Raw genomic sequence first — 21,872 nt, forward strand, 5'->3', positions numbered from 1 at the left:
ATCAATAGTAAAAATGTTTAAGTTAGATAGGCTGGAATTTCCCCTCTGAGTCAAGATAACCGCCAATTATTAAATTTTTGGTGGGAACATCTAATTCACTGCCTCTAATTTTACTTTGTAACCTTAGAATATTTTCCTCATTTTCGGCAACAAGAAATAGCATCATTTTGTGAAAGTTTTGTTTCTCTAGCATAGGAAACTGTCCAATCCATTGGTTGACTAATAAATTGTAATGAAACGGATCAGAGCTTATAAGATTTACTTCTACACCTATTTTATGACCTTCATTACTAATGCCAATTATGTCGGGAAAATTTTGTTGATTTAGGGAAATTTCTTGATACTTGTTCTGATTATTTAACCATTCGTAAACTGCTGATAATGCTTTGTAACCGATACTTTTAACTTGATTTTTTTGAACCATTTGATTTCCTTTACCGTGATAAAAGTTTATAATAACTCTTTTTTCTTCCTGCTTTACTTCTTCAACTACCTCTTTAGTAGCTCCATAAATTTTAAGAAGTTCTGCCAAATTAATCATGTAGAAGGATTGACCTTCAGAACCTCGTCTAAATTCCTCTACTAACTCATATCTGGGATATAATTTTTGATCGTTACTTCTATGCCACCAGTCAGGCTTCTCTTCTCCAGAAACAAATATAACACTCTTCTTATGAGCCTCCCCTATTTTCAGAATTGTTTGCCAAATCAGCAAATCTCCAATTCCTTCATCGGCTTTACCAGAATCTTTATAGCCTGGTGGTATTTTATGCAAAGAGCGTCTTTTCAAATCATCTTTTATTTTTTCTTTTTTGTCTTGTTCTATTTCTATATCTAAAATCACTTCCCGACTAAATAAATCAGCATATAAAGAACTCACAGGATCGTTCCAGTTCCATTGCTTTATATACTCTAAAATTTCTGTTACTTTTTTACTATATTCTTTTCTCTTTTTATGGAGTTCATTTTCCAACTCTTTTGCTTGTTGATAAATATCTAAGTTTTCTAGTAAAGGATAATAATCATCTTCCGTTGGAAGTTTAATATTATCTCTTTTAGCTGAGATGTTTTGGTATAATTCAACCAGTTTGTTGGCGCGATTTTTTGCAAATTCACGAGCTACCTGACCGGGAACGATTAGGCGTTTCTCTGAAATTAATTTTGTATATGTATTTTTTATTTCTTCAAGACTAGCTTTGCTGATTGTATAAGGAAGCAGTAGTGCATTAGTATCAAGGACTATAAAACAATCATTTTTTATTTCTTCTCTGGTCTTAAATTTTGAATTAAATATTGGCAATGGATCTGGATAAACATCATTAGCTATAAAGATGTCAGAGTCGCCCTTTTTTGTGTTGTCATTCGCCATTTTAAATGCTCCTTTTATGACTTATTAAAAATCACCAAAATCATTGGTAATTCCCAAATTTACTGTCCAAGTTTCTCGCAAAATTTCGCTCTCATCATCGGTATCCTTCACAATTAAGTAAGCAGTTGTTGGTGGATTGGTAGTAGTTACGGTCAAACGGATGCTGAATTCACGATCGCTAGGACTAACACTACTACTACTTAATTCTGCTCCCGGCACGTCTGTAATTGGTGCTAAACTCTCAGAGTCATAAAGGGCAACAGTTACCTGACGCGATCGCCATCTCCCCTCTACAGCTTCAGTTTGTACTAAACTGAGGCTAAAGCGGTTATTGGTCACTCTTCGGGCCCTGGCGTTGACTTGCACTCCCACTTTGCGGGCTGGCCCTTCATCGCCCTTGACGGCGCGTTGGTGATGGTAGGTAATCACCGGAATGCAGATTTCTTGTAAACTAGCACCACCGTGTACATATTGGGAACCTGCACCTTGGACGGCAAAACGCAAACTACCGCGAGGAGCGATCGCGATCGCGCCCCCAGTATCATAAGGTAAGTTAAAGGCTTTAGTCCCGGAATCAGCTTCTAAATTTCGCCCCAAAACATAGCGGCGATTTGTTTCCAGCACTCCTTCCCCCCGTGGCAAAGGGCGTTTATCGGCTTCAGCAATCGGACGGCGCTGGTATAAAAACCCATGATCTGAGGTAATTAATACATGGGTTCCGTTAAGAGAATTACAAATCTTTTTCAGCAGTCGCACCAGTTCGCTAATAGCTTGGGAACAAGCTGCAAATACCTGATGTTCGCTAGCGGCTTTATCACCAATGGCATCGATGGTGTTGTGGTAAATATAGATGAGGCGGTAGGGGGAAATCGCTGCCCGTCCCTGTTCGGCATTCATTGTCAAAAGTTCCTGGGCAGTCAGTATCGTTGCTTCAACACGACTGTTTTGGTCTAATACTTTCTGACGCGCTGCTGTCCCTTGGGTACTCAGTCTGTCTCGGAGTACATCACTATTTCCAGGCAGTAACTCCAGCTTCATCCCAGGTAGTAGCGCCGCCATCCCTAACTTGGTGACGCTGGGTAAAACGCCAAACAGAGGTTCAATAGTGGTTTTACCCCGAAGTTCTTTTTGAATGGTTTCTGCGAGTTCGCTGGCGACTTCGTACCGAAGGGCATCGGAGATAATCACAAAAGCTTTTTCGGGGTCTTTTCTACTAATAATTGGTTGTACGTGCCCTCCGAAAAAGCTGGTTTGGCTGGGAATATTTGCTAATTGCCAACTGTTTTCTAAGGCATCTGACCAGGCTTCCCCCAATTCATCTAAATACCATTGGGTGTAAAGGTTTTCTATATCCTCGATTAATCCTTTGAGGATATCGCCAAAGGCTGCATCGCTGGCAACAATAAAGTGGCGGTAAGTTTGGTCAAAACGGTACAGTTGTTTGGCATAAGCTTGAAAAAGTTGGGGTGCAGGCATCCGAAAGCCTTCGGGATATTGGCGCTTTAATTCTAAAAGTTTAATGGCTGCATCCAGGGCGCAATAAAAAGGTTCGTATTTGGAGAACCAAAACAAAGTGCGTCGGGCTTGTAACCAGTTAGGCCAAAGGGTAAGGTCAGGGGTGGGGGAACGTAAGGCTTTGACGCAGGCGCGAATGATGGCTTGGTCTACTACTTCAAAAGTAGCGGCTTCATAAAGGACTTCTGGAGATAAATTCTGGATGGCATCAAGAATGTTTAATTCCTCTGCTATTTGTTGGCTTAATTCCTTCCATCCGGGTGAGTCTTGTTGGTCGCGCATCCACTGGTCGATGAAGGCGTAAGCCCGCTGTCCAGGGGTAATAACTTGTGCTTTAAAAGGAATAGGAATTGGCCCGTGTAAGGACTTTTCAAAATGAGTGATGAGTACCTGTACAAACAGTTTTCGCAAGCTGGGGGTGGCGTCGGCAAAACCTGTATGTTCCTGCACGACTCGCCAGAAGTCATGGGGATGAACAAAACGCTCAATGTCTTTCCACAGCAGATTATCTGATTCCAATAATCCTTTTAACAAGACTTGGCGAATCAGTGTGCCTGCATCGGGGACTTTTAACCCAGCTAGTACCGATAGCATTGCCAAAATTAACGCCCGTTCGTCGGTATCTGGGGGTAAGCCCATATTTTGCAAGGCTTCGGTGCGTTTGCGGCTGTTGAAGAATTTGAGGCGATCGCGAATTGTTATTTCCAGGCTACGCTGTTTGAAGCCTAAGTCCGCGTAGATGAGGGCAGCAGGGTCAGCCGAAAAGGTTAAGCCGGACAGTTGGATGTCGAGTAACCAGTTATCCTGGTTTGGGGGTTCTGGAAAAGGTGCGTAGAGTAAAAAGGGTTGTTCTGGTTGTTCGATGAATAGGTGATGTTTGACGGTAAAGGGAGTGTCGCCAAGTTGCAATTTTTTGATGCCATCTAATTGTAATTCCTTGAAAGCATCTGCAAATTGCCCATCTGGATCGTACCAAAACACGACCCGTCGTCCTGGGTGCGACCAGCGGTTATCATCTTGAAATAAATTTAGTATGCTACTTTGGATGCGGGTCGTGTTCATCTTAGGGAATAGTTAACCGTCTACTTTTAACAATTCTAATTTCCATTTTGCTGCTTTTTCCAAATCTGCCATTTTCAGATCTGAACCTTCATACACTAAACCCTTAAACCGAGTATAGTTATAAGCAACTCCATCATCTAAATCGAGTTTAATTCTGGCATCTGCCATTGTTTGTAATTTGGCTTGATAATCGCGGAGCTCTAACTGTTGGGTTTGCAATTCTTTTAAGCGTTTGGTAGCCGCTTTTTTTGCGATGCTAATGGTTGCATTATCAAATTGCTGTTGAGTGCGGGAAATTTCGCCATCAAGTTTGACTTGCTGTTCTAAAACATAGTCGGTGCGGAGTCGGGCGAGAGTATCTGGACTGTAACGATGCAGGTAAACTAAGGCGTTAAAGGCGCGATTTTTGCCACTGGTGAATAGCCAGTAAATCGGACGTTTTTTATAGGTTTGGATATGATCAGAAATGAATTCAGTTAGGAAGTAGCGGCGAATTCTATCACGGGAGGTTTCGCCACTTCTTCGGGTTAAGGTATCGGCAATAAAATCAAGGTTTTCCGTGATGGTTTCTGGTGAGTAAGCGATGCGGATAAATTCAACAAAGCGGTTAACAATATCATCATCAAAATAAGCTTGGTCGGTAATGGGAATAATGGCATCAATATCGGCAGGAAAAATGGTGTGTTGTGTTGGGTCAAAGGGTTGTCCGGCGTGAATTAATCCAGGTTTATCGAGGGAATAGCGCCCCATCATGCAACCAACGGCGTAGGAAATGAGGGAACGAATATCGCAGTTTTGGTCGGCGCGACGGATGGTGATTTGGTCGTCGGGTACTTCTGGGGTGAGTTCGTCTTGTAAACCGTAAGCTTCTATCCAGTATTTGTTATTTTCTTCTTCCAGTTGTTTGAGTTGTTGAAAGGCGTTTTCGCTATCGGTTTGCCAGTTTTTAAAGGCTTCTGAAAGTTTGGGGGTTTTATATCTTAATAAGGGATGGGTTTGGAAGTCCCAGGAGGTTTCAAAGTTATCCCAGTCTTGACGGGAAGTTGAAACGCAATTTATGACAAGTTCTTCGATCACATCTCTATATTGATCAATTCGAGATTCTTTAAACGGTAAATCACTAACATTTCCAGGTAAAAAATTTAGGGTTGGATTCAAAATTTTAAGAAAATGATTGGAAAGTTTTGAGCATAAAAATCCTAGAAATAAATCAATAACTTTTTCATTATTAGAAATTGGAAAACCTGATGCAGAAGCATCATTAAAAATAAATCCAGTTTCTTGTAATCTTGCACCAAAAAAGCTAGACGAAATTTTTGTCCAAGTTATTCCTCTTAGAAAAATTTTGTCCAAATTAAAATTATGAGCCATCGTCCTATCATCTTTATGATGTTTTCTTGTCCTCAAAATATAACCATCATGCTGCCAATTTACAATGGTTTCTAAATTTCCATACCATTTTCGATAATCACCTCCTTTTAACTGTGGGAACCATTTTTTTTCTGATTCCTTTGCATCATTTCGACTCTTACAATTAAAGTGAATAGAATTAAGTTTAACTTCTTGCCAGTCTCTAATAAATTCATCATTAGCTCCAGTGATTAATCCAATTCTCGTATCCAAATGTTTTCGTAGTCTCTGATTTTCTGAAAATATTTTTAGTGAATTAAGACCAGTCGCATACGCGATCGCACTCCCCGGTATCTTACCAAAATCAGCAGCCTTCGCATAATAAAGATAACCACAATTAGGATTTTTGACAGCTTCCAATGTTTTTACAGGTTGTAAATCTGCGCCATAAAATTGATTCAAATCAATAAAAGTTCCTTGATATTCAGGTAAAGCTTTTGTAAAAAGAGTAAAAGTACACAAAGGAACATAAGCTGAATCAAAAAAAGCATGATATTCAGGTCTAATTAAACTTGTTAGCGTAGTTTCTTTTAGAATACGCTTACGCAGTTTTTCATAGGAACTTAAAAACATCCATGTAAATGGACTCATTAAACCAATAAATCCGCCTTTTGTAGCTATGTTTATAATCCTTTCAACAAACATAGCAAACAAATCAGATTTACTCTCCGTATAATTTTTTGCTGCAAAGTCTTTAAGAATTGGATTTAAACTTTTACTCCCCATATAAGGCGGATTCGCTACCACCACCCAATACTGCTCCCTCAACAATTCCGCCTGTAAAACCAACCCCCGCAACGCCGGAACAAACCCCTTAAACAACGAATCACTCGCCTCTAACGCCGCCAATTGCCCCTTTAACTTTTCCCCATCAAACGCAGGCGGAACAATCAAACTCCCCAAATTATCCGCATCCTTAAACGCCTCAATCAACCCTTGCCAATCTTTAACATTCAACTCCGAAGCAGGAGGTAAACTTTGGCTATTCGTCGCACGCACCACCGTAAGATTTAACGCCAAAGACTTTTTAAAAATCCGCGAATTAATCGCCCTCGCCTTCATCAAAACCGCAAAACTAGCTAACTGTACCGCCCGTTCATCAATATCCAACCCCTACAAATTATGCGTCAAAATTAACTCAGGAATATCCCTTTCTAAATACCCTTGTTCCCGGTAAATCAAAAACAGCAAAGTAAACGCATACACCAAAATATGACCACTCCCACAAGCAGGGTCACAAACCGTTAAATCTTCCGGTTGTAACGGTTTAAAACTTTTCTTTTCCTCCTCTTGGTTAGGACTTTCCAAATAATAAGGCATATAATCCCGCAACTTCGACTCAGGATGAGACGCCAACCACAACCGCCCCAAACTATTTTCCACCATGTAACGGACAATCCAATGAGGCGTAAAAAGTTGCGTCGCTGCGGGAATATCCTGCGCCTTCACCTTAGACTTTGCCCCAATCACTTCATCCTTCTTTTCCGAAATATAAAACTGATACAACCAACCGATAATTTCCACATCCTGTTGGTCTTCCTCATCCGGTCGTTTTGCCAGCAAATCTTCCTCACTAATATCATTCACCAACCGCCGCAAAATCGAATTTTGATTTAACAAATTACCCGGCATAAATAACGCCATATAATTCTTGCTGCGGTCAAACAAAAAAGGCAAACTCTCCGCCAAAGCCTCACACTGACACAGCAATAAGCGCCGATACAGAAACTCATCGGAATTAGGTTCCCGACTCGCCAAACTGCGCCACTGATTTAAAACATCTAAATTTAATCCCGGTAACTTTTCTAATTCGGCAATTTCACTAGCTTCCCGTAGAATATCCGGGTCAACAAACATCGAGTCACTACTACTTAAAACCCGCCCAATATAACCGTTCACTTCCATGTAGCGCAAAGCAATTAAACGGTTAAACCAAGTATAAGCAATTTCATCAATTAACGTTTCTACCGCTTCCGCCACTTTCCCTTTCTGCATCAACTCTTTCAAATGTTGACGCAATAATTCATACTGCTTCGCCTCCCGCGCATCCAAAGTTTGTCCCGCAACTAATAACCCCCCAGAAACCGTTGTTGGTTCCACCAATTGTTTAGCACTAATCCCATATAAAGCAGCCCGCGCCGTAACTTGTTCCCGGAGGTGACGACGCGCCCAAGTAGCAAAAGTTTTGATAGAGTTGCGGTTCATTTTCAGTAAAGAGACTAACAGTCCAAATTGAATGTATCTATTAAACGAAGATAATCTTTATTCTAGACGCACGCGGCGGTTTTGCTCAATTTCTCCTAGTAATGCTCCTCGTAAAGCTGCTAAATAAGACTCTACATCCTCAGCCGTTTCTAAAAAAGGTTTAGGAGCATAGCTTACCACCCGGACTGGTACAATAGCTTTTATCGCATTCACCTGATAAAAACCTGTTTTTTCTTTAGCGCTGTTGATGATTTGAGCCGCAGCAGCATCAATTTTTTGTTTAAACTTATTGACAAATCCCTCTAATTCACTTTGTCGCGCGATCACTGAATCAATATTAGTAGCATTTTTAATCACAGAAATTGCCCCTTCAATCTCTGTAAAATACTGCCCCAAATCAATCTGTTGAGTAGGATAGGCAACTTGGACATATTCAACAAGCTGTTGTTTAATATCTTCAGAAAATGAAATAGCTTGTTCAATTTGTCCCTGTAAAACCTCACGCACGTTATCTTTAACTGGCTGCAATAACATCGGTAATTGGGGAATTTTTGTCGTTGGGTCTGCCATTGCCAAAATTTGGCGCACTGTTTCCACCCGCTGCAATAATTCTGCATGATTAATATGACGCAACTCCAGTTCCAGAAATTTTAAATCCTGCTTCGCTTGCTCAAATACCTTAACTTGTCCAGTGTAGAAAGATTTTAACTTTTGTCCATCTTCAATCAAATCTTCCAAATCATTTTTATGAAGGCGAACAGCATTGTAAAAATCTGCTGGACTTTCCTTCCCTGCCAACTCAGTGACCAGAGTTAAATGAGTGTCTAATAGTTTAATAAAAGGCAGTCCTTCTAATTGTGCTTGTGCTAACCAAGTTTTTAATTCTGCCTGTTTAACTCTTAAGCTATTTTGGTAAATTTCAAATAACTTTAATGGGTCGTTTGGTGGTGTAATTTCCAATAAATCATTTGCTAAATCCTTAGCCACTCTCAAACTAGCAGGATTGATTACTTCACTGAGACGTACAGTATATTCACTTAGTCCTTTGCGACTTCTTAATTTAGCAACTAACCCTAATTCTTGAGAATTTACCGTCCCTTGAGCCAATCGCAATTCTAAGTTACCCTGATTAACCAATTCTGCTATCAGACCCAGAATATCTAACTCTGACCAACCATAAGGACGAGCTGCAAACTTGTCAATTAAACCCTTAATTGTCACTTGCCGATGAGTTCTTGCTTCATCATTTAACCAAGTTAGCATTTCACTATGAGCGGCTGCATTAAACGCCTGTCCCGAAGTATTTTGTTCTTGATGTTTGCGGCTGAAAGCATTACTTACCTGTTCTTCAGTTTCAAATCCACTATTAACGTAATTCAGCTTCTTGTAAACATTATCAATTAAATAAGTTAACCCTTCAGTTAAAACATTTTTCGAGTCACGAGTGTTAATTTCTACCTTGCTACCGCAAGCGAATACATCTGCACGCTCAATTAAATCTTGTAAAGTAGTAGTAATACGTTCCTTTCGCCGACTATTTTCTTCACTGCGAGTAGTCAGAATTGTCTGGACGCTGGTACTGAGGGTGCCACTATTTTTGCGCCGGATATATTTATCAGTTTTAACCAGTTCAGTCAGTTCATCTAATAGAGTTTGGTCGTCAGCTAATCTAACTAAAACCTCCTGTCCCGCTCCCGTATTGAGAATACAGGTAGTATCTTGTTGGAGTTGGCTATAGCGATCTGCATAAGGCGTAATAATATGAAGGGTAAGGTCGCTAGTTTGTTGTCCATAAGGTTGATCGTCTAACTTCCTATTAAAGGAATATTGATGCCGTTGGTCGTAACGGATTTTCTTGTCGGTAAAAATAGAATCCCAAATTAGCTTTTGCAGTTCTGCTGTTACTTCACTGGGGTCAATCTCAGTATTTTTTACTTCCCGTCCGATATCCTGTTCTTCATAAGTGAGAAAGTTATATTCATCTCCCACTCGCTGAATTAAAGTCTGTTTTTCCAGGCTGTTCAGAGCCGCTTCTACCTGCGCCTTAAGTGCCAATTTATCTTGGTCAATATTACTCAGGCATAAAGTCGTCAAGTTATCCAAATTGGCGCGAATTTCCTTAACATATTTAATCATAAATAGGGTTTTTAGCAAATCTATATCAAACGGTTGCAATTGAGAATTTCGTGCTGCTTGGTCAATAACTTGACTAATGGCGCTATCTAAAAACCCTTCAACAGCTAAGTAGAATGTATTGAAAGGAACTAATCCACCTAACCCTTGACCTGCTACTGCTTTGGAAGCTAGTTGAAAAGCATCTAATAAAGAACGTTCTCCCGATGCTAAATGTTTACCCGCCGCCCCCATCATCCGAATAGCCGTAAAAACTTTTTGCAGTAAATTGAATTGATAAGGAATAAAAGGATAGCCAGCAATAAATTCTTCTGCATTACGATATCCCGGTAATTCAGCACAGTCCGCTGTAAAAGTAATTTGATTTTTTAAGATAGCAACTTTTTGATTGTAAAGAGCTTCTAAACCTCGAATAGCCGCCTCTTTTTTATTCAACAAACGCAGTTTAATAACTTCATCTGTATTAGCTGAAGACAAACTTAAAGGTCGGCTAAATCGACCAATAATTTTAGAAAAGTCCTGCCCTTTTATGCGATTTTTGGTAATTTCATCCATTGCTTCTTGGGAAGTAACAACAACCCAAGCTCGTCCCTGACAAGAAATTCCTAAATCCTCAACAACCGTTTGCAAATTTAGCATCAGGTTGCTGTCATCTCCTACATATTGTCCCACTTCATCGACCATGAATAGTAAGCGATGCTGATTGCCTTTTTTATCCAGGTATTGTTTAACAAGACGAGCAAACTTTTCACTACTTAAGCTATAATTTTGTTCGTTAAAGTCAAGCAAACGATCAGCAGCTTCCGCACTCATTCCGCTAACTGTTTGTAGAGCCGTAGAAATTTCATCTTGGTGAAATCCCCAAGCATCCCGATTTTCTTTCCATTCCAGTCCAGAAACTTGTTGAAATTCGTCTTGGAAAGCTACGTATTTCCCTTGTTGGTCTAATTGACGTTCAAATTCGGCAATTGCTGGAACTGTACCAAAATAACCTAAATGCTCGTCAAAAACTTTCTTAAAAACTTTTATAATACTTTCTTTATCATTTTTACTATTAGCATCGGCTTTAGAATCAATATTAAATAAAATTACATCTGTAGAATTCCGTGTCGCTTTAGTGATACTAGCGCGTAACATTGGATCGGGAACTCGCTCTTGATCGAAGTAATCTAAAGCGTGGCAGTTCCCCAGTGAGCGATTATCCAGCAAATAAGATAAAATTTTCAGGAAGTGAGATTTACCGGAACCAAAGAACCCAGAAATCCAAACCCCCATTTTGTCAGTTGGGGTATCTAGAGCAGTAGTATAGCGATCGTAGAAACTGCGAAAGTGTTTATCTAGTTCGTGAGTGATGACATATTCTTCAAGTTCTTGACGAATGTTATCGCTGTCAAGTTGACCAACTTTAATCACACCATTGATATTACGGTGAATGTCTTTAAGAAATAATTCAGAGATATTCATATTCATAATCAACGCTCCTGCCGGGGAATAAGTGGGAAAGCTCGGTAGTAGTTATCGTCTTTAAAAGTGTTGAATAGGCGAAGTTCTTGACCATCGTAAGAACCGGGAAAAAACATCACCAGTGGCGTGCGATCGAGAGCTGCGTGTAAATTGTTGAGGATAGTGTGAGATCGCAGCAAAGGCCAACTCGCGCCCACCCCTGTCAAAAACACAAGTTGCTCCTGACCACTCAATTTTTTATGGATATGGTCAACAACCTGGGCAGGACGCAGCAAAGGAGAAATAGTTTTATTCAGAACTGCGCTACCTTTAGTTGCTTCCAAATCAAATGCTTTCTGCAAAACTCGCCGTCCTTGCAAGATTTCTAGAATGGCATGGTAGAGGTTAATCTCCTCTACTTTCAGATTATTGATAGAATTTGTTAGTTGCAGCTTTAAACGAGCAACGTGCTGCTGCACTAATGGCTCGTGTTCGGGGTCATAATCAAATATATAAAAGCCAATTTCGTTGCCAATCCCGCGATTGTTAAGTAAGCGAGAGTCTTGTAAAGCAAGGAGTAATTTATCAAGACGTTGCTGAATAGTTGGCACAGACATATTTTTCATGCTGTTGGGTTTATCGGATACCAGCTTGGCAAAAGAGGAAGACCGAAAACCAGATCCATAAATTTAGCCAGAAACATCGAGCCCGGTATCAACGTGCAGAAAAAGGAAAATGACGATGCCCACGGGTGAAACTTATACACAGTCGTTGACGCCTGGTTGACTGACAAAACTCCAAGGGAAAGGAGGTTCAACCCATAGTCGAAGGGCATTTCCGGTTTATTGTGAAAGTTACCACACAACCACAAAAACCAATGAGAACCTCCTAACTCTATCATCAACTACAGACTTTGTTTGATCAATCCATGCCCTGGGCAGACTATCGGCATCTACAAACACTCATTTGGATGGTGATTGGCTTAGTCTACAGCGAATACATTAATTTAACCGAATGGACAATCTATGCGCGAACTCGCGATCGGTTTGCTCAGAGTCATTAACGGTGCTTCAGGCGCTGGTTGCACAACCCTCGCATTCGATGTCCAACAGTGATTCCGCGTGGGACGAGAATATCCTGGTCAATGCTTGCAGCCGGAAGAGATCCAGAAGTTTATGCTCATCCAGAGGAATTTCTGCCGGAACGTTGGTTAGACAAGAATAAGGAAACAAGTTCACTGCCAATGATAGACTTTGGCGAGCGGCTCGCATCGTTGTTTAGGAGAGCATCTATCAATGCTGGAAGGAACGATGATGTTAGCATTATTGCTGCGCCACTTCGATTGGGAGTTAGTCAAAGGTCGTTCTTCTCTGGAACAATTACAGCAAAACCTGTTAATTTATCCATCAGCTCGAATGCCAGTACGCTTTCGAGGCAGAAGTTAAGCCTAAACCTTTCAAACACCGCCATTTTTAAGAATGTACAAGATAGCCTGATTAGGGTGAATTGGCTGGCTCAAGAAAATCTGCGAATGGCACCCCCACCCTCAAAATCAAAACCCTAAGTGCTGCACGGCCCGTCGCTTCGTTTCTTCGCCCCGGCGATCGTACTTAGCTGTCGTCACAGGGGAAGCGTGACCTACCAACTTCTGCACTGTCACTATATCGACTCCAGCATCGAGGAGGTCTGAGCAAAACGTGCGCCGAAAATCGTGAGGCGAGAAAGAATCCACTCCAGCGAGGAACGCCCGTCGCTGCAAAATCTTCAAAACACCATCATCCGTCATCTGCCGAAATTGAATTTCTCCTCCCTTACGGATGGAAAAAAGCAACGGGCCCGATTCCTCTCCTCTCAAATTGAGCCACTTTTCTACCAAAGCGATCGCCGGTTCTGAGATATAAACTGTTCGGTATTTCTTGCTCTTACCCTCTCTAATTTCCAACGCTCCCGTAGATAGGTTGAAATCTGCCACATCCAGATTGACTGCTTCAGCACGACGAATGCCACCTCCACGCAAGATAGCAATCAAGGCTGCATCTCGAACATCAACCGTACTCTCACCAGAGCAGCTTTGCACCAGCGCTGCAATTTCATCCGGGGATAGCGCCCGCCCCCTTGGTTTTCCCGATTGCTTGATACTCTTGACATCCACAGCTTTACTGTAATCCAGGGGGTCGATTAAATCTAACCGCAAAGCTTCCTTAAGCACCCGCCGTAGGGCGCACAGCATTTGATTGACCGAAGCTGGCGCGTACTGTTTCTCCAGAGCCGAGCGCAGCGCTGCCGTGTGCTTGTAGCGCAAGGCTGCCCAATTCAACGTCATCCGGTCGCACTCCGAGCCCGCCAGCAACTTCGCCATGATGTCCAGCGCCGCCCCCATAGTTGCCTTCGAGCGATCGCTTCCCAAACTGTCAAGGTACACCTCCGCAGGATGCAATGCCAGTGGCACCGGTGCGTGCAACTTCAAGGTTTCTGGCTGTTGCTCTCCAATTCGGTTGAGCATTTAGTATTTATAAGTGACATTATAAATACTAAATTTTACGCCGTTAACGGTTCACGCGATCGATCGATTTGGCTCTTCCCTCGTGAACCCTCACCGTCCGGGGACGAGCCCGTGTGTTCCCTCCTGTTCGTAGAAGAACACCTTTATGCAGCTTTAGCCTGTTTTTTTGGGCTAGTTGCTGTGAATGGCCTGATATTGCTTTATCGCTGGTGGGTGGGAGAGTTATGCTCCGTGGGGAGAATTTTTGGGGAGTGCGATCGCGAATGGCTGTAATGATATGATGGCGGAATGGCAATCAATACTGCTCGGTTAAGCAATTTCGTGGGTATGATATGTCCGCTAAAGATATCTTTCACAATGCTGTTCGTTCAGCTTTAGAAAAAGAGGGATGGATCATCACTCACGATCCTCTTTTTATCAAGGTAGAGGAACTTGATTTTTTTATCGACTTAGCAGGGGAGAAAATTTTAGCAGCAGAGAAAGATGGCTTCAAGATTGCTGTAGAGATTAAGTCTTTTATCGGTGCATCTGATTTAGCCAGCTTTTATATAGCTTTGGGTCAATTTCTCAGCTATCGTTCTGCCCTGAGAAAAAAGCAACCAAACAGAATTTTGTATTTAGCAATAAACCAAGATGTGTATAATGATTTTTTCAGCAATCGTTTTATTCAAGAATTAATCGCTGAGCATCAGCTCAAATTACTCATTTTTGATGCTATTCAAGAGGGTATACTTTTATGGAAAGAGTAAACTACAGAGAATTAATCCAAACAATTCTGTCTCAACACTCAAGGAATGACTTGGATACTGAAACAGAAGTTCAATTACTTTTTGATACCGAACGGGAGCATTATCATGTGGTTCATTTGGGCTGGGACGAGCAAAAACGGGTTTACGGCTGTGTGATTCACGTTGATATAAAAGATGGTAAATTTTGGATTCAGAGGGATAGAACGGAAGCAGGAATAGCGAATGAGTTAGTAGCCGCCGGAGTTCCCAAGGAAGATATTGTTTTAGCTTTTAAAGCCCCTTACGTGCGTCAATTTACTGAGTTTGCAGTGGGGTAATTGGGATACGAAGGATTTACATTTTCATCAAAAATAAAGTATTTAGTTTGGTCACGCGAGCGGAACTTACGCTTATAGAACCCATTTGAGATCTATTGCTGTAAGCGTAAGCCCTGTGCGATATCGATTTGGGATCTTTTGCCACCATTGCCCCATGATTTCTCATCTTGTGGCTATTGAGTTATGTGAGACGACTTGTTTGTCTGCCTTATTTTTTAAGAAAAGATGTCAAATGGGTTCGGCGTTGCTTAATCAGGGTATGAAAAAAATAAGTTTAAAATCCAGAAACTTTGTGGATAGTGGTTTCTATGACTGGCATATTTAGCCTTTCATACCGTAAATCAGCAACGCCAAAAATTTCGTAAGGATTCAGGTAAAAATAGTTCCGCAGAGAGCCGAACAATAGGGTAATGTAGTCAGATGAGCGAAAAGTCAGAGTTATCAGCAGCACTAAAATTAGAAATGGTTGACCAGTTGAGCCGTGAGGAGCTGGTCAAAATTGTGCTCACCCAACAGAAGCTGATTGAAAAATTACAACAAAAGCTCGAAAAGCTCCAAGAGAGACAGCCCAGTAATAGTAAAACATCATCAAAACCACCATCGAGCGATCTGATACAGAAATCAGAGACAGCCAAAGTTGACAATTCAAAAGAGTCAGAGTCAGAGTCAGAGTCCCAACCAAAGCGCAAACCAGGAGGACAGCCGGGACATATCGGTAAAACCCGAAAAGGATTTGGGCGAGTAGATAGATATCAAATCAGCACTCCTGAGTATTGTGAGCATTGTGGTAGTCCTGAATTAAGTGATGCGATTGGTTTGAGCTCGCAGCAGGTAGCCTGTGCCGGTGGCCTTACCTATTGAAGTGGTGGAATATCAACGAGTCAAATGTCAATGTAATGAATGTGGAGCAATGGTGATGGGTGCACCAGCATCAGGGATAGTTCCAGGACAAGATTTAAGCATCGACCTACAAGCATTATTGGTATGGTTAGGTAATTATGGGCACATATCCTATGAAAAACAACAAGAGTTCCTGCGCGAACTAGGTGGAATCGAAATTGGGATAGGGACATTACAAGCAACAAACGGGCGGGTAGCTGATACTGTAAAGCCTGCCGTTGAAGAGCTATGGCAATGGGCACCATTGCAAGCTTTCCGTCCATGTGGATGAAACTCCGTGGTGTGTCAAGGGAGTCAAAGAATGGTTATGGACAGCTACGGGTCAAGATTTTTGCCTGTTTCATGCCGCAGACACTCGCAGTAGAGCCGAATTAGAGACAATGCTGGGGAACGAGTTTGCTGGTGTGTTGAGTTCCGATGATTTTAGCGTCTATAACGGTGTGATTGTGGGAGGGCAGCAGAAATGTTTAGCCCATCTACGGCGACGTTTTAAGAAAGTTTTGCAAATGGGCCACGGTAATAACACTGTCGTCGCTTCTGCATTTTTGGAATTAATTGATGAGGCATTTCGACAACATCGAAAATGGCGGGAACACCCTGAAGAGCTTGATTATCACACTTGGGCAAGGGACTTTAAGACCAGGTTGGCAGAATTGTTAAATACTTGGCAAGGTCATGTTGGTCATGCTGCTGGACTGTTACTGCGCTCGTTGCGTGAGAAAGCGCAACAGTGGTGGTACTTTTTAGACCATCCATCCATTCCTCCTGATAATAATTTGGCAGAACGTTCTTTGCGATTAGCCGTGACTAAACGTAAGGTATCTGGGGGCTCCCGGTCAATGTCTCGGTTTGAACAAACTGCTGATTTGTTATCTGTGATTCAGACTTGTCGGTTTCAGGGTAAAAGCGCAATAGCTTTTTTCCGTGATGCTCTATCTGCCCATTGTTGTGACTTTTTCATCCCTTCTCTTCTTCCCCAATCAAAGACCTGAATCCTTACAAAATTTCATTGCTCAAAAAATCACCGACTCTCTTGCTAAACAATAAATAAACGTATAGCTGGGTATTAATGTGGGTTCAAATCACATTCCAAAACGACCAGCAGAAGCAATCGTTATTTGGTAAGCTACGATTCGGCTTAGGGCGTTGGATTAGGGGACGATCCAAAATAGGAACGATCGTAGGACTGCCCTAAAATTTCCTGACCAATGGATGACAAAACGCGATCGCGATTATCGTGCAGGACGTAAAAGGACAAGTCTCGCAATATTCGCTCTATCGGACTCGGTTGAATCAGGGAGCGAGCACCACAAGTGTTTATGCAGTCGTTCACCGTTTCAGTAGCCAGTTGCTCAGTTATGTAACGGGCCCGATTGCCTGCTTGTTTGGCCCCTAACTGCTGACCTGTTTCCCAGAGAGTGGCTGTGTGCCGCAACCAGAAATGCATAGTATCTATATTCATTGCCGCCTTAGCAATCCGGTGCTGTACGTAGGGATCGTGCCCTTTTTCCTGCTTATTGATGTATGCCAAAGCATACTCATAGGCTCCCTCAGCAGCTCCTAGAAAAGCAGCCCCATAATGAGGTGTAAACCGCGTCTGCCACTCCTCAAGGATGTACTGTCCTGGATAGCCAATCAGGTTTTCGTTAGGGATGAAAGTCTCCTCAAAGCGAACCAGGTAACTCACTGTACCTCTCATGCCAATTGGCTGCCACCAACTATCATCAAAACTAACACTGGGGTCGGATAAATTGCAGCCCAGCATCAGTACCGATGCCGGCGAGCTATTGTTATGACGCGCTCCCCCAGCCCCTGCTGGGTTGACAAGCAGAACTGCCCACTGTGCTGCTGGGGCGCTGGTAGCGAAGACCTTTGTGCCATTAACGATGTAGCCGTCATTTACCACTTGAACAGTTGTCCCCAGGCCAACTTTTTGACCTGGAATTTGAGACTGCGGTTCTCCACTCCAAGCGGCCCATTTCTCCCCGCGATCGACAATGCCCTCAAACCAGCGCTTTTTCTGAGACTCATTAGCCATAGCTGTCAGTAAAACTTGGGCATTTGCGTGTCCTTCCCAACAACGGGCTAAGGATAAATCTACCTTGGCCAGTTCCTTGGTCATCATCCAGAGGGTAAAGATATCGCTATCATGTCCTAACCCTAAACCACCATATTCAGTTGGCACAGCAGGCCCATTAAGACCTGCATTAAAAAGGTCTTCAAAATCTTCCGTTGGGAAGCTGGAAGTGCGGTCATAGTCTACGGCACGAGAGGCGAATTTATCGCGGGCCAGTTGGCTAATACGCTCAATCAGGGTTTGCTTATTGAGAGTTAGATTGGAAATCATCTAATGGAGTTTTATAGACTTATTTTTGCTTGCTGATGAGGCCAAGCAGGACCTCTTTGAGCCTTTTCTTAGTCCAGCCGATAGTAAAACTCCCGGCACAGAAAATTGGGTTGGTTGCCATCTTTGAACGTGAGAAAGGCGGCAATGACCCACAAGCCTTTGCTCATGTTAGCTGCCAACAAGGATTCCACTGAATCGAGTTCGTATCGCGCACAGAAAGCGTTCTCATTCAAGTTATCCACAAACGGTGTCACCTCAGTTTCACCCCAATCTTTGGGGGACTGTGTACCATAAGCGTGCATAATGATTTTCTCATCATGCTTGGTCAGGGTAAATTTCTCGATCCATCTGGTCTTGGTGTTTGTGTTTATCCAAGTACCCAAAACAGGCGTGAAATCAATAATCTTGCCACTTTCGGGCTGGTGACCGTAAAGTTCGTTTCGCTCCATCTTAAAATCCTCCTCTTCCATTAGCGATGATAAAACTCGCGGGTAAAGTGACTGGTGCGATCGCTGCCATCCAGATAGCGGGTATACAAGTTAAGAACCAGAACCCCCAGTTTTTGGTTTGCCATCACCTGCGTCTCAATCCCATCCAAGTTGTAAGTAGCCTGAAATCCCCCTGCCATCTGCGAGGTTCCTGCAACGTAAGGCATAGCTTCAACCTCACCCCAGTCAATGGGATCGGGTTCGTTGGCTCCATAACCCCGAAACACAAGGCGACCGTCCCTAGAGGTGAGGACGACTCGAACCAAGTAACTGCTGTCCGGCTTAGTATTGACCCACTCACCGACTAGGGGCGAAAGATCGAGCGGCTCCTTGGCAGAGGGTCGCAGATCGGCTTTCATGTAAGATGCGTATTGAGTTGTTTGTTTCACAATGTAGCTCTCTACTTATGTGGTGTGGCAATTAATCAATGTGAGCCGATTATTAGGATACAACTCATGAGGATGAAACTGTAGGGGCAATCCCCCTGTAGTTGCCCCAAACTAGGCGTCATCGCGCAGCACAGTGGCGCTACCCTACAAATACCATCATCCTGCAACTATGCAAAAAAACAGCAGGATTCCTTGAGTACCTGTAGTCTTGCCCATTCAGTTCCAGCGAAAGTGAAAATGGATATTTCGTATCTTATTACAAAAATTATCATTAAGGGATCAGACGAAGCTGCTAGGGTAATGAGCAGGTTTTTTAACCTATAGAGATAACTCGTAATAGGAACACAGATACCTGATGAGTCCTAGAATAACGCTACATCTAGCAATGGGTATAGCTTTGTGTCTTTTGTCCCCGAGCTGTGCCGAACAACCCAAAGCTGGATTGAAGCAGCAAAAGTTAATTATTACCGGAGCCAGTACGATCGCCCCTTTGGTTTCAGAACTGGGTAAACGGTTTGAAAAACAGCATCCTGGTACTCGCATAGATGTCCATACAGGCGGTTCGGCGCGGGGGTTGACAGATGCACGTCAAGGATTGGCCCACATCGGTATGGTTTCGGAGGCTCTAACTGAAGAAGAGCAAAAAGGGATGCAGGTCTTTCTCATTGGTCGTGATGGGATTAGCATAATTGTTCATGCAGACAACCCCTTAGATAAGATTGTCAGCAAACAGGTTGTTGCTGTCTATACTGGGAAAACCAAGAATTGGAAAGACTTAGGCGGTAAAGATGCTCCTATAACCCTCGTACACAAGGCAGAGGGACGTTCGACACTGACGCTATTTTTGCACTATTTTGGCATTGACAATAAAGCGGTTAAAGCTGATGTTGTCGTTGGGGATGACCAGCAGGGGATTAAAACAGTGGCTGGAAATCCGAACACGATCGGCTACGTTTCTATTGGTTCTACAGAACAAAGCATTCAGCAGGGTGTAAAGGTGAAACTTCTCACTCTCGATGGTGTTAAAGCAACAAGTGCTGCTGTTGCGGATAACAGTTTCCCCTGGCAGCGATCACTTAACTTAGTGACAAAGGGACAACCTACGGAATTGACCAAGCAATTCATCGATTTTGTTCAGGCTCAGGAAAACTATGACATCTTCCGCAAAGAAAACTTCGTTCCCGCAAAACGTTGATCGGTTACTTATCTGGAGCCTGCGGGGTATTGCAGCGATTGTAGGAACAATTGTCCTGTTTATTATCGGATTCTTGGTTCTGGAGTCCCTGCCGGTGTTCCGGAAAGTAGGTGTACTTCCATTCTTGAGGAACACTTCTTGGAATCCCATGGAAGGAGTCTATAGTCTCACACCGATGCTTATCAGTACGCTGCTGGTTGTAGCGGGTGCAGTTCTACTAGCTGCTCCTATAGGGATTTTGTCAGCTTTGTTTTGCCACTACTACGCCCCCAAACCGGTTGCCAATCTGTATCGACGATTGCTGGAGATCATGTCAGGAATTCCCGGTGTTGTCTACGGTTTTTGGGGATTAGTGGTATTGGTGCCGCTGATTAATCGCTTACACCCGCCAGGAACCAGCTTGCTAGCTGGTATTTTGTTGCTAGCGCTCCTGATTACACCCACAATTGCCTTAATTGCTGATGCCAGTTTAGCTGGAGTACCTCAAGAGTATTTGCAAGGTGCAGTGGCTCTTTCATTATCTCGCTGGGGAACCATCAGGGAGATTGTTCTACCTGCTGCGCGATCGGGATTGTTCACAAGTATCATCCTGGGAACGGGTCGGGCTATAGGAGAAACTATCATCGTTTTGATGGTTTGTGGCAACATTGTTCAGATTCCTAGCAGTGTATTTGAGCCGATTCGGACTCTACCTGCAAACATTGCTCTAGAAATGGATTTTGCTTTGGGAGATCACCGCTCGGCTTTGTTTGTTAGCGGGCTACTGTTGATGGGGGTAAACCTTGTTTTAGTGCTACTAGCAGAGGCGATCGCACAAGAGGAAATTTATCACAACTAGGTTTTGAGAATCTTGCATCTGAATTCACAGTTAAGAAAGATGTTTTAGCCAAATGTCAAGACACAATATCCCTCCAACTCAGAACAATCCTGCAGGCGTCCCCCGCAGTCAGGCGGCAACCAAATCTGACCTCATAGCACGAAGCAAAAAGATTGCCTACGCAGACATCCTACTTAGTTTGCTTGTTTGGGCAGTTGCAATTTCTGTCACCGCAGTTTTCCTCTGGATCTCAGTTGATATTGTTTGGCATGGTGCCGGACATTTGTCCTGGGAATTCCTGACTACAGAGCCAGAAGAGGCAGGTCGCCAAGGTGGCATTGCCTCAATTCTCGTTTCGACAGCGCTGCTTTTGAGCGTTTGCTTGCTCGTTGCCGTACCCCTGGGCTTGGGAACAGCGATATTTTTGGCTGAATTTACTGTATTGAATAACTGGTTTGGACGGTTGGTGCGGCGCAGTTTAGATATGCTAGCCAGCGTTCCATCTATTGTTTTCGGTTTATTCGGTAATGCCTTTTTCTGTGTGACACTGGGACTTGGATTTTCGATTCTTTCGGGAGGCTTAACCCTGGCTTGCATGGTGCTGCCCCTTCTGATCCGTTCTGTAGAGGAGGGGCTGCGGTCTGTTCCCCATGAATACCGCTTGTCCGCTGCCTCTCTAGGACTCTCACGCAGCACAACCCTCGTAAACCTCTTATTGCCCGCAGCATTTCCTAGTTTAGCTGCTGGGTTGATTTTGGGTATCGGACGGGCGATCGCTGAAACTGCGGCTCTGATGTATACGAGTGGTTACGTTGAGCGGATGCCAGAATCCCTGCTGGATTCTGGTCGTACTCTATCCCTGCACATATACAGCTTATCGATGAATGTTTCTGGTGGAGATAGCAGTGCTTATGCCTCAGTTGTGGTATTGATGATTCTACTATTAGTGACTAATGGCGCTGCTATTTGGATAGGAGAGCACTGGCTCCATAGTAGGATTCAAAATTGATATCTGCTTGCACCAAGTCTT

17 protein-coding genes and 2 pseudogenes are annotated in these 21,872 nt (G+C 43.1%); 9 read left to right on the plus strand and 10 right to left on the minus strand.

Features of this window, described 5'->3' with window-relative positions:
• Nucleotides 1-22 precede the first annotated feature (22 nt).
• From QUA71_RS18635 to QUA71_RS18660, 6 genes are read right to left on the minus strand one after another with little or no spacing between them, the layout of a single operon-like run.
• Nucleotides 23-1,369: a PIN domain-containing protein gene (locus QUA71_RS18635; protein ID WP_333287212.1), complete on the minus strand. Its 1,347-nt coding sequence runs from the start codon at nucleotides 1,367-1,369 to the stop codon at nucleotides 23-25.
• A gap of 24 nt (nucleotides 1,370-1,393) precedes the next feature.
• On the minus strand, nucleotides 1,394-3,946 hold the full coding sequence (gene pglZ, locus QUA71_RS18640) for a BREX-1 system phosphatase PglZ type A (RefSeq protein WP_333287214.1): 2,553 nt from the start codon (nucleotides 3,944-3,946) through the stop codon (nucleotides 1,394-1,396).
• Nucleotides 3,947-3,958: 12 nt separating this feature from the next.
• The gene (gene pglX, locus QUA71_RS18645; protein ID WP_333287216.1) at nucleotides 3,959-6,466 is read right to left on the minus strand and encodes a BREX-1 system adenine-specific DNA-methyltransferase PglX; all 2,508 of its coding nucleotides are present in this window, start codon (nucleotides 6,464-6,466) and stop codon (nucleotides 3,959-3,961) included.
• 3 nt (nucleotides 6,467-6,469) lie between these two features.
• Nucleotides 6,470-7,561: a hypothetical protein gene (locus QUA71_RS18650; RefSeq protein WP_333287218.1), complete on the minus strand. Its 1,092-nt coding sequence runs from the start codon at nucleotides 7,559-7,561 to the stop codon at nucleotides 6,470-6,472.
• Nucleotides 7,562-7,618: 57 nt separating this feature from the next.
• Nucleotides 7,619-11,164 (minus strand): BREX system P-loop protein BrxC, encoded by a 3,546-nt coding sequence (gene brxC / locus QUA71_RS18655; protein WP_333287220.1) that lies wholly within the window; start codon nucleotides 11,162-11,164, stop codon nucleotides 7,619-7,621.
• A 2-nt stretch (nucleotides 11,165-11,166) separates the two neighbouring features.
• Nucleotides 11,167-11,754: a DUF1788 domain-containing protein gene (locus QUA71_RS18660; RefSeq protein WP_333287221.1), complete on the minus strand. Its 588-nt coding sequence runs from the start codon at nucleotides 11,752-11,754 to the stop codon at nucleotides 11,167-11,169.
• Between the two features lie 527 nt (nucleotides 11,755-12,281).
• Here QUA71_RS18660 and QUA71_RS18665 point away from each other — a divergent pair.
• A pseudogene (locus QUA71_RS18665) lies at nucleotides 12,282-12,335 on the plus strand (hypothetical protein); the annotation flags it as partial.
• A gap of 97 nt (nucleotides 12,336-12,432) precedes the next feature.
• Nucleotides 12,433-12,582: a hypothetical protein gene (locus tag QUA71_RS18670; protein ID WP_333287223.1), complete on the plus strand. Its 150-nt coding sequence runs from the start codon at nucleotides 12,433-12,435 to the stop codon at nucleotides 12,580-12,582.
• Nucleotides 12,583-12,689: 107 nt separating this feature from the next.
• Here QUA71_RS18670 and QUA71_RS18675 read toward each other — a convergent pair whose 3' ends face one another.
• The gene (locus tag QUA71_RS18675; protein ID WP_333287225.1) at nucleotides 12,690-13,640 is read right to left on the minus strand and encodes a tyrosine-type recombinase/integrase; all 951 of its coding nucleotides are present in this window, start codon (nucleotides 13,638-13,640) and stop codon (nucleotides 12,690-12,692) included.
• Between the two features lie 111 nt (nucleotides 13,641-13,751).
• On the opposite strand from QUA71_RS18675, the gene QUA71_RS18680 reads away from it, so the two are divergent.
• The 4 genes and pseudogenes from QUA71_RS18680 to tnpC all read left to right on the plus strand — a co-directional run bounded on the left by QUA71_RS18680 (nucleotide 13,752) and on the right by tnpC (nucleotide 16,598).
• On the plus strand, nucleotides 13,752-13,913 hold the full coding sequence (locus QUA71_RS18680; RefSeq protein WP_333287227.1) for a hypothetical protein: 162 nt from the start codon (nucleotides 13,752-13,754) through the stop codon (nucleotides 13,911-13,913).
• 59 nt (nucleotides 13,914-13,972) lie between these two features.
• Nucleotides 13,973-14,389, plus strand: coding sequence for a XisH family protein (locus tag QUA71_RS18685; RefSeq protein ID WP_106332495.1), 417 nt, complete (start codon nucleotides 13,973-13,975; stop codon nucleotides 14,387-14,389).
• On the plus strand, nucleotides 14,377-14,706 hold the full coding sequence (locus tag QUA71_RS18690; RefSeq protein ID WP_106332496.1) for a XisI protein: 330 nt from the start codon (nucleotides 14,377-14,379) through the stop codon (nucleotides 14,704-14,706). Before QUA71_RS18685 ends, QUA71_RS18690 begins: the two co-directional genes overlap by 13 nt.
• 420 nt (nucleotides 14,707-15,126) lie before the next feature.
• A pseudogene (tnpC, locus tag QUA71_RS18695) lies at nucleotides 15,127-16,598 on the plus strand (IS66 family transposase).
• A gap of 146 nt (nucleotides 16,599-16,744) precedes the next feature.
• On the opposite strand, the gene QUA71_RS18700 reads toward tnpC, so the two are convergent.
• The 3 genes from QUA71_RS18700 to QUA71_RS18710 form a co-directional block, all read right to left on the minus strand.
• Entirely contained in the window at nucleotides 16,745-17,953 is a 1,209-nt protein-coding gene (locus tag QUA71_RS18700; protein ID WP_333287230.1) for an acyl-CoA dehydrogenase family protein, read from the minus strand.
• Nucleotides 17,954-18,021: 68 nt separating this feature from the next.
• Nucleotides 18,022-18,402 (minus strand): hypothetical protein, encoded by a 381-nt coding sequence (locus QUA71_RS18705; RefSeq protein ID WP_333287232.1) that lies wholly within the window; start codon nucleotides 18,400-18,402, stop codon nucleotides 18,022-18,024.
• A gap of 20 nt (nucleotides 18,403-18,422) precedes the next feature.
• Nucleotides 18,423-18,830 (minus strand): hypothetical protein, encoded by a 408-nt coding sequence (locus QUA71_RS18710; protein WP_333287233.1) that lies wholly within the window; start codon nucleotides 18,828-18,830, stop codon nucleotides 18,423-18,425.
• Nucleotides 18,831-19,185: 355 nt separating this feature from the next.
• Here QUA71_RS18710 and QUA71_RS18715 point away from each other — a divergent pair, with 355 nt between their 5' ends.
• From QUA71_RS18715 to pstA, 3 genes are read left to right on the plus strand one after another with little or no spacing between them, the layout of a single operon-like run.
• Nucleotides 19,186-20,025: a phosphate ABC transporter substrate-binding protein gene (locus QUA71_RS18715; RefSeq protein ID WP_333287235.1), complete on the plus strand. Its 840-nt coding sequence runs from the start codon at nucleotides 19,186-19,188 to the stop codon at nucleotides 20,023-20,025.
• Nucleotides 19,982-20,863, plus strand: a complete 882-nt coding sequence (gene pstC / locus QUA71_RS18720; RefSeq protein WP_333287237.1) for a phosphate ABC transporter permease subunit PstC — start codon at nucleotides 19,982-19,984, stop codon at nucleotides 20,861-20,863. Before QUA71_RS18715 ends, pstC begins: the two co-directional genes overlap by 44 nt.
• Before the next feature lie 52 nt (nucleotides 20,864-20,915).
• Nucleotides 20,916-21,851 (plus strand): phosphate ABC transporter permease PstA, encoded by a 936-nt coding sequence (gene pstA, locus QUA71_RS18725; RefSeq protein WP_333287239.1) that lies wholly within the window; start codon nucleotides 20,916-20,918, stop codon nucleotides 21,849-21,851.
• The last annotated feature ends 21 nt before the right edge of the window (nucleotides 21,852-21,872 follow it).

The organism is Microcoleus sp. MON1_C5 (assembly GCF_036701875.1).
Lineage (GTDB): Bacteria > Cyanobacteriota > Cyanobacteriia > Cyanobacteriales > Microcoleaceae > Microcoleus.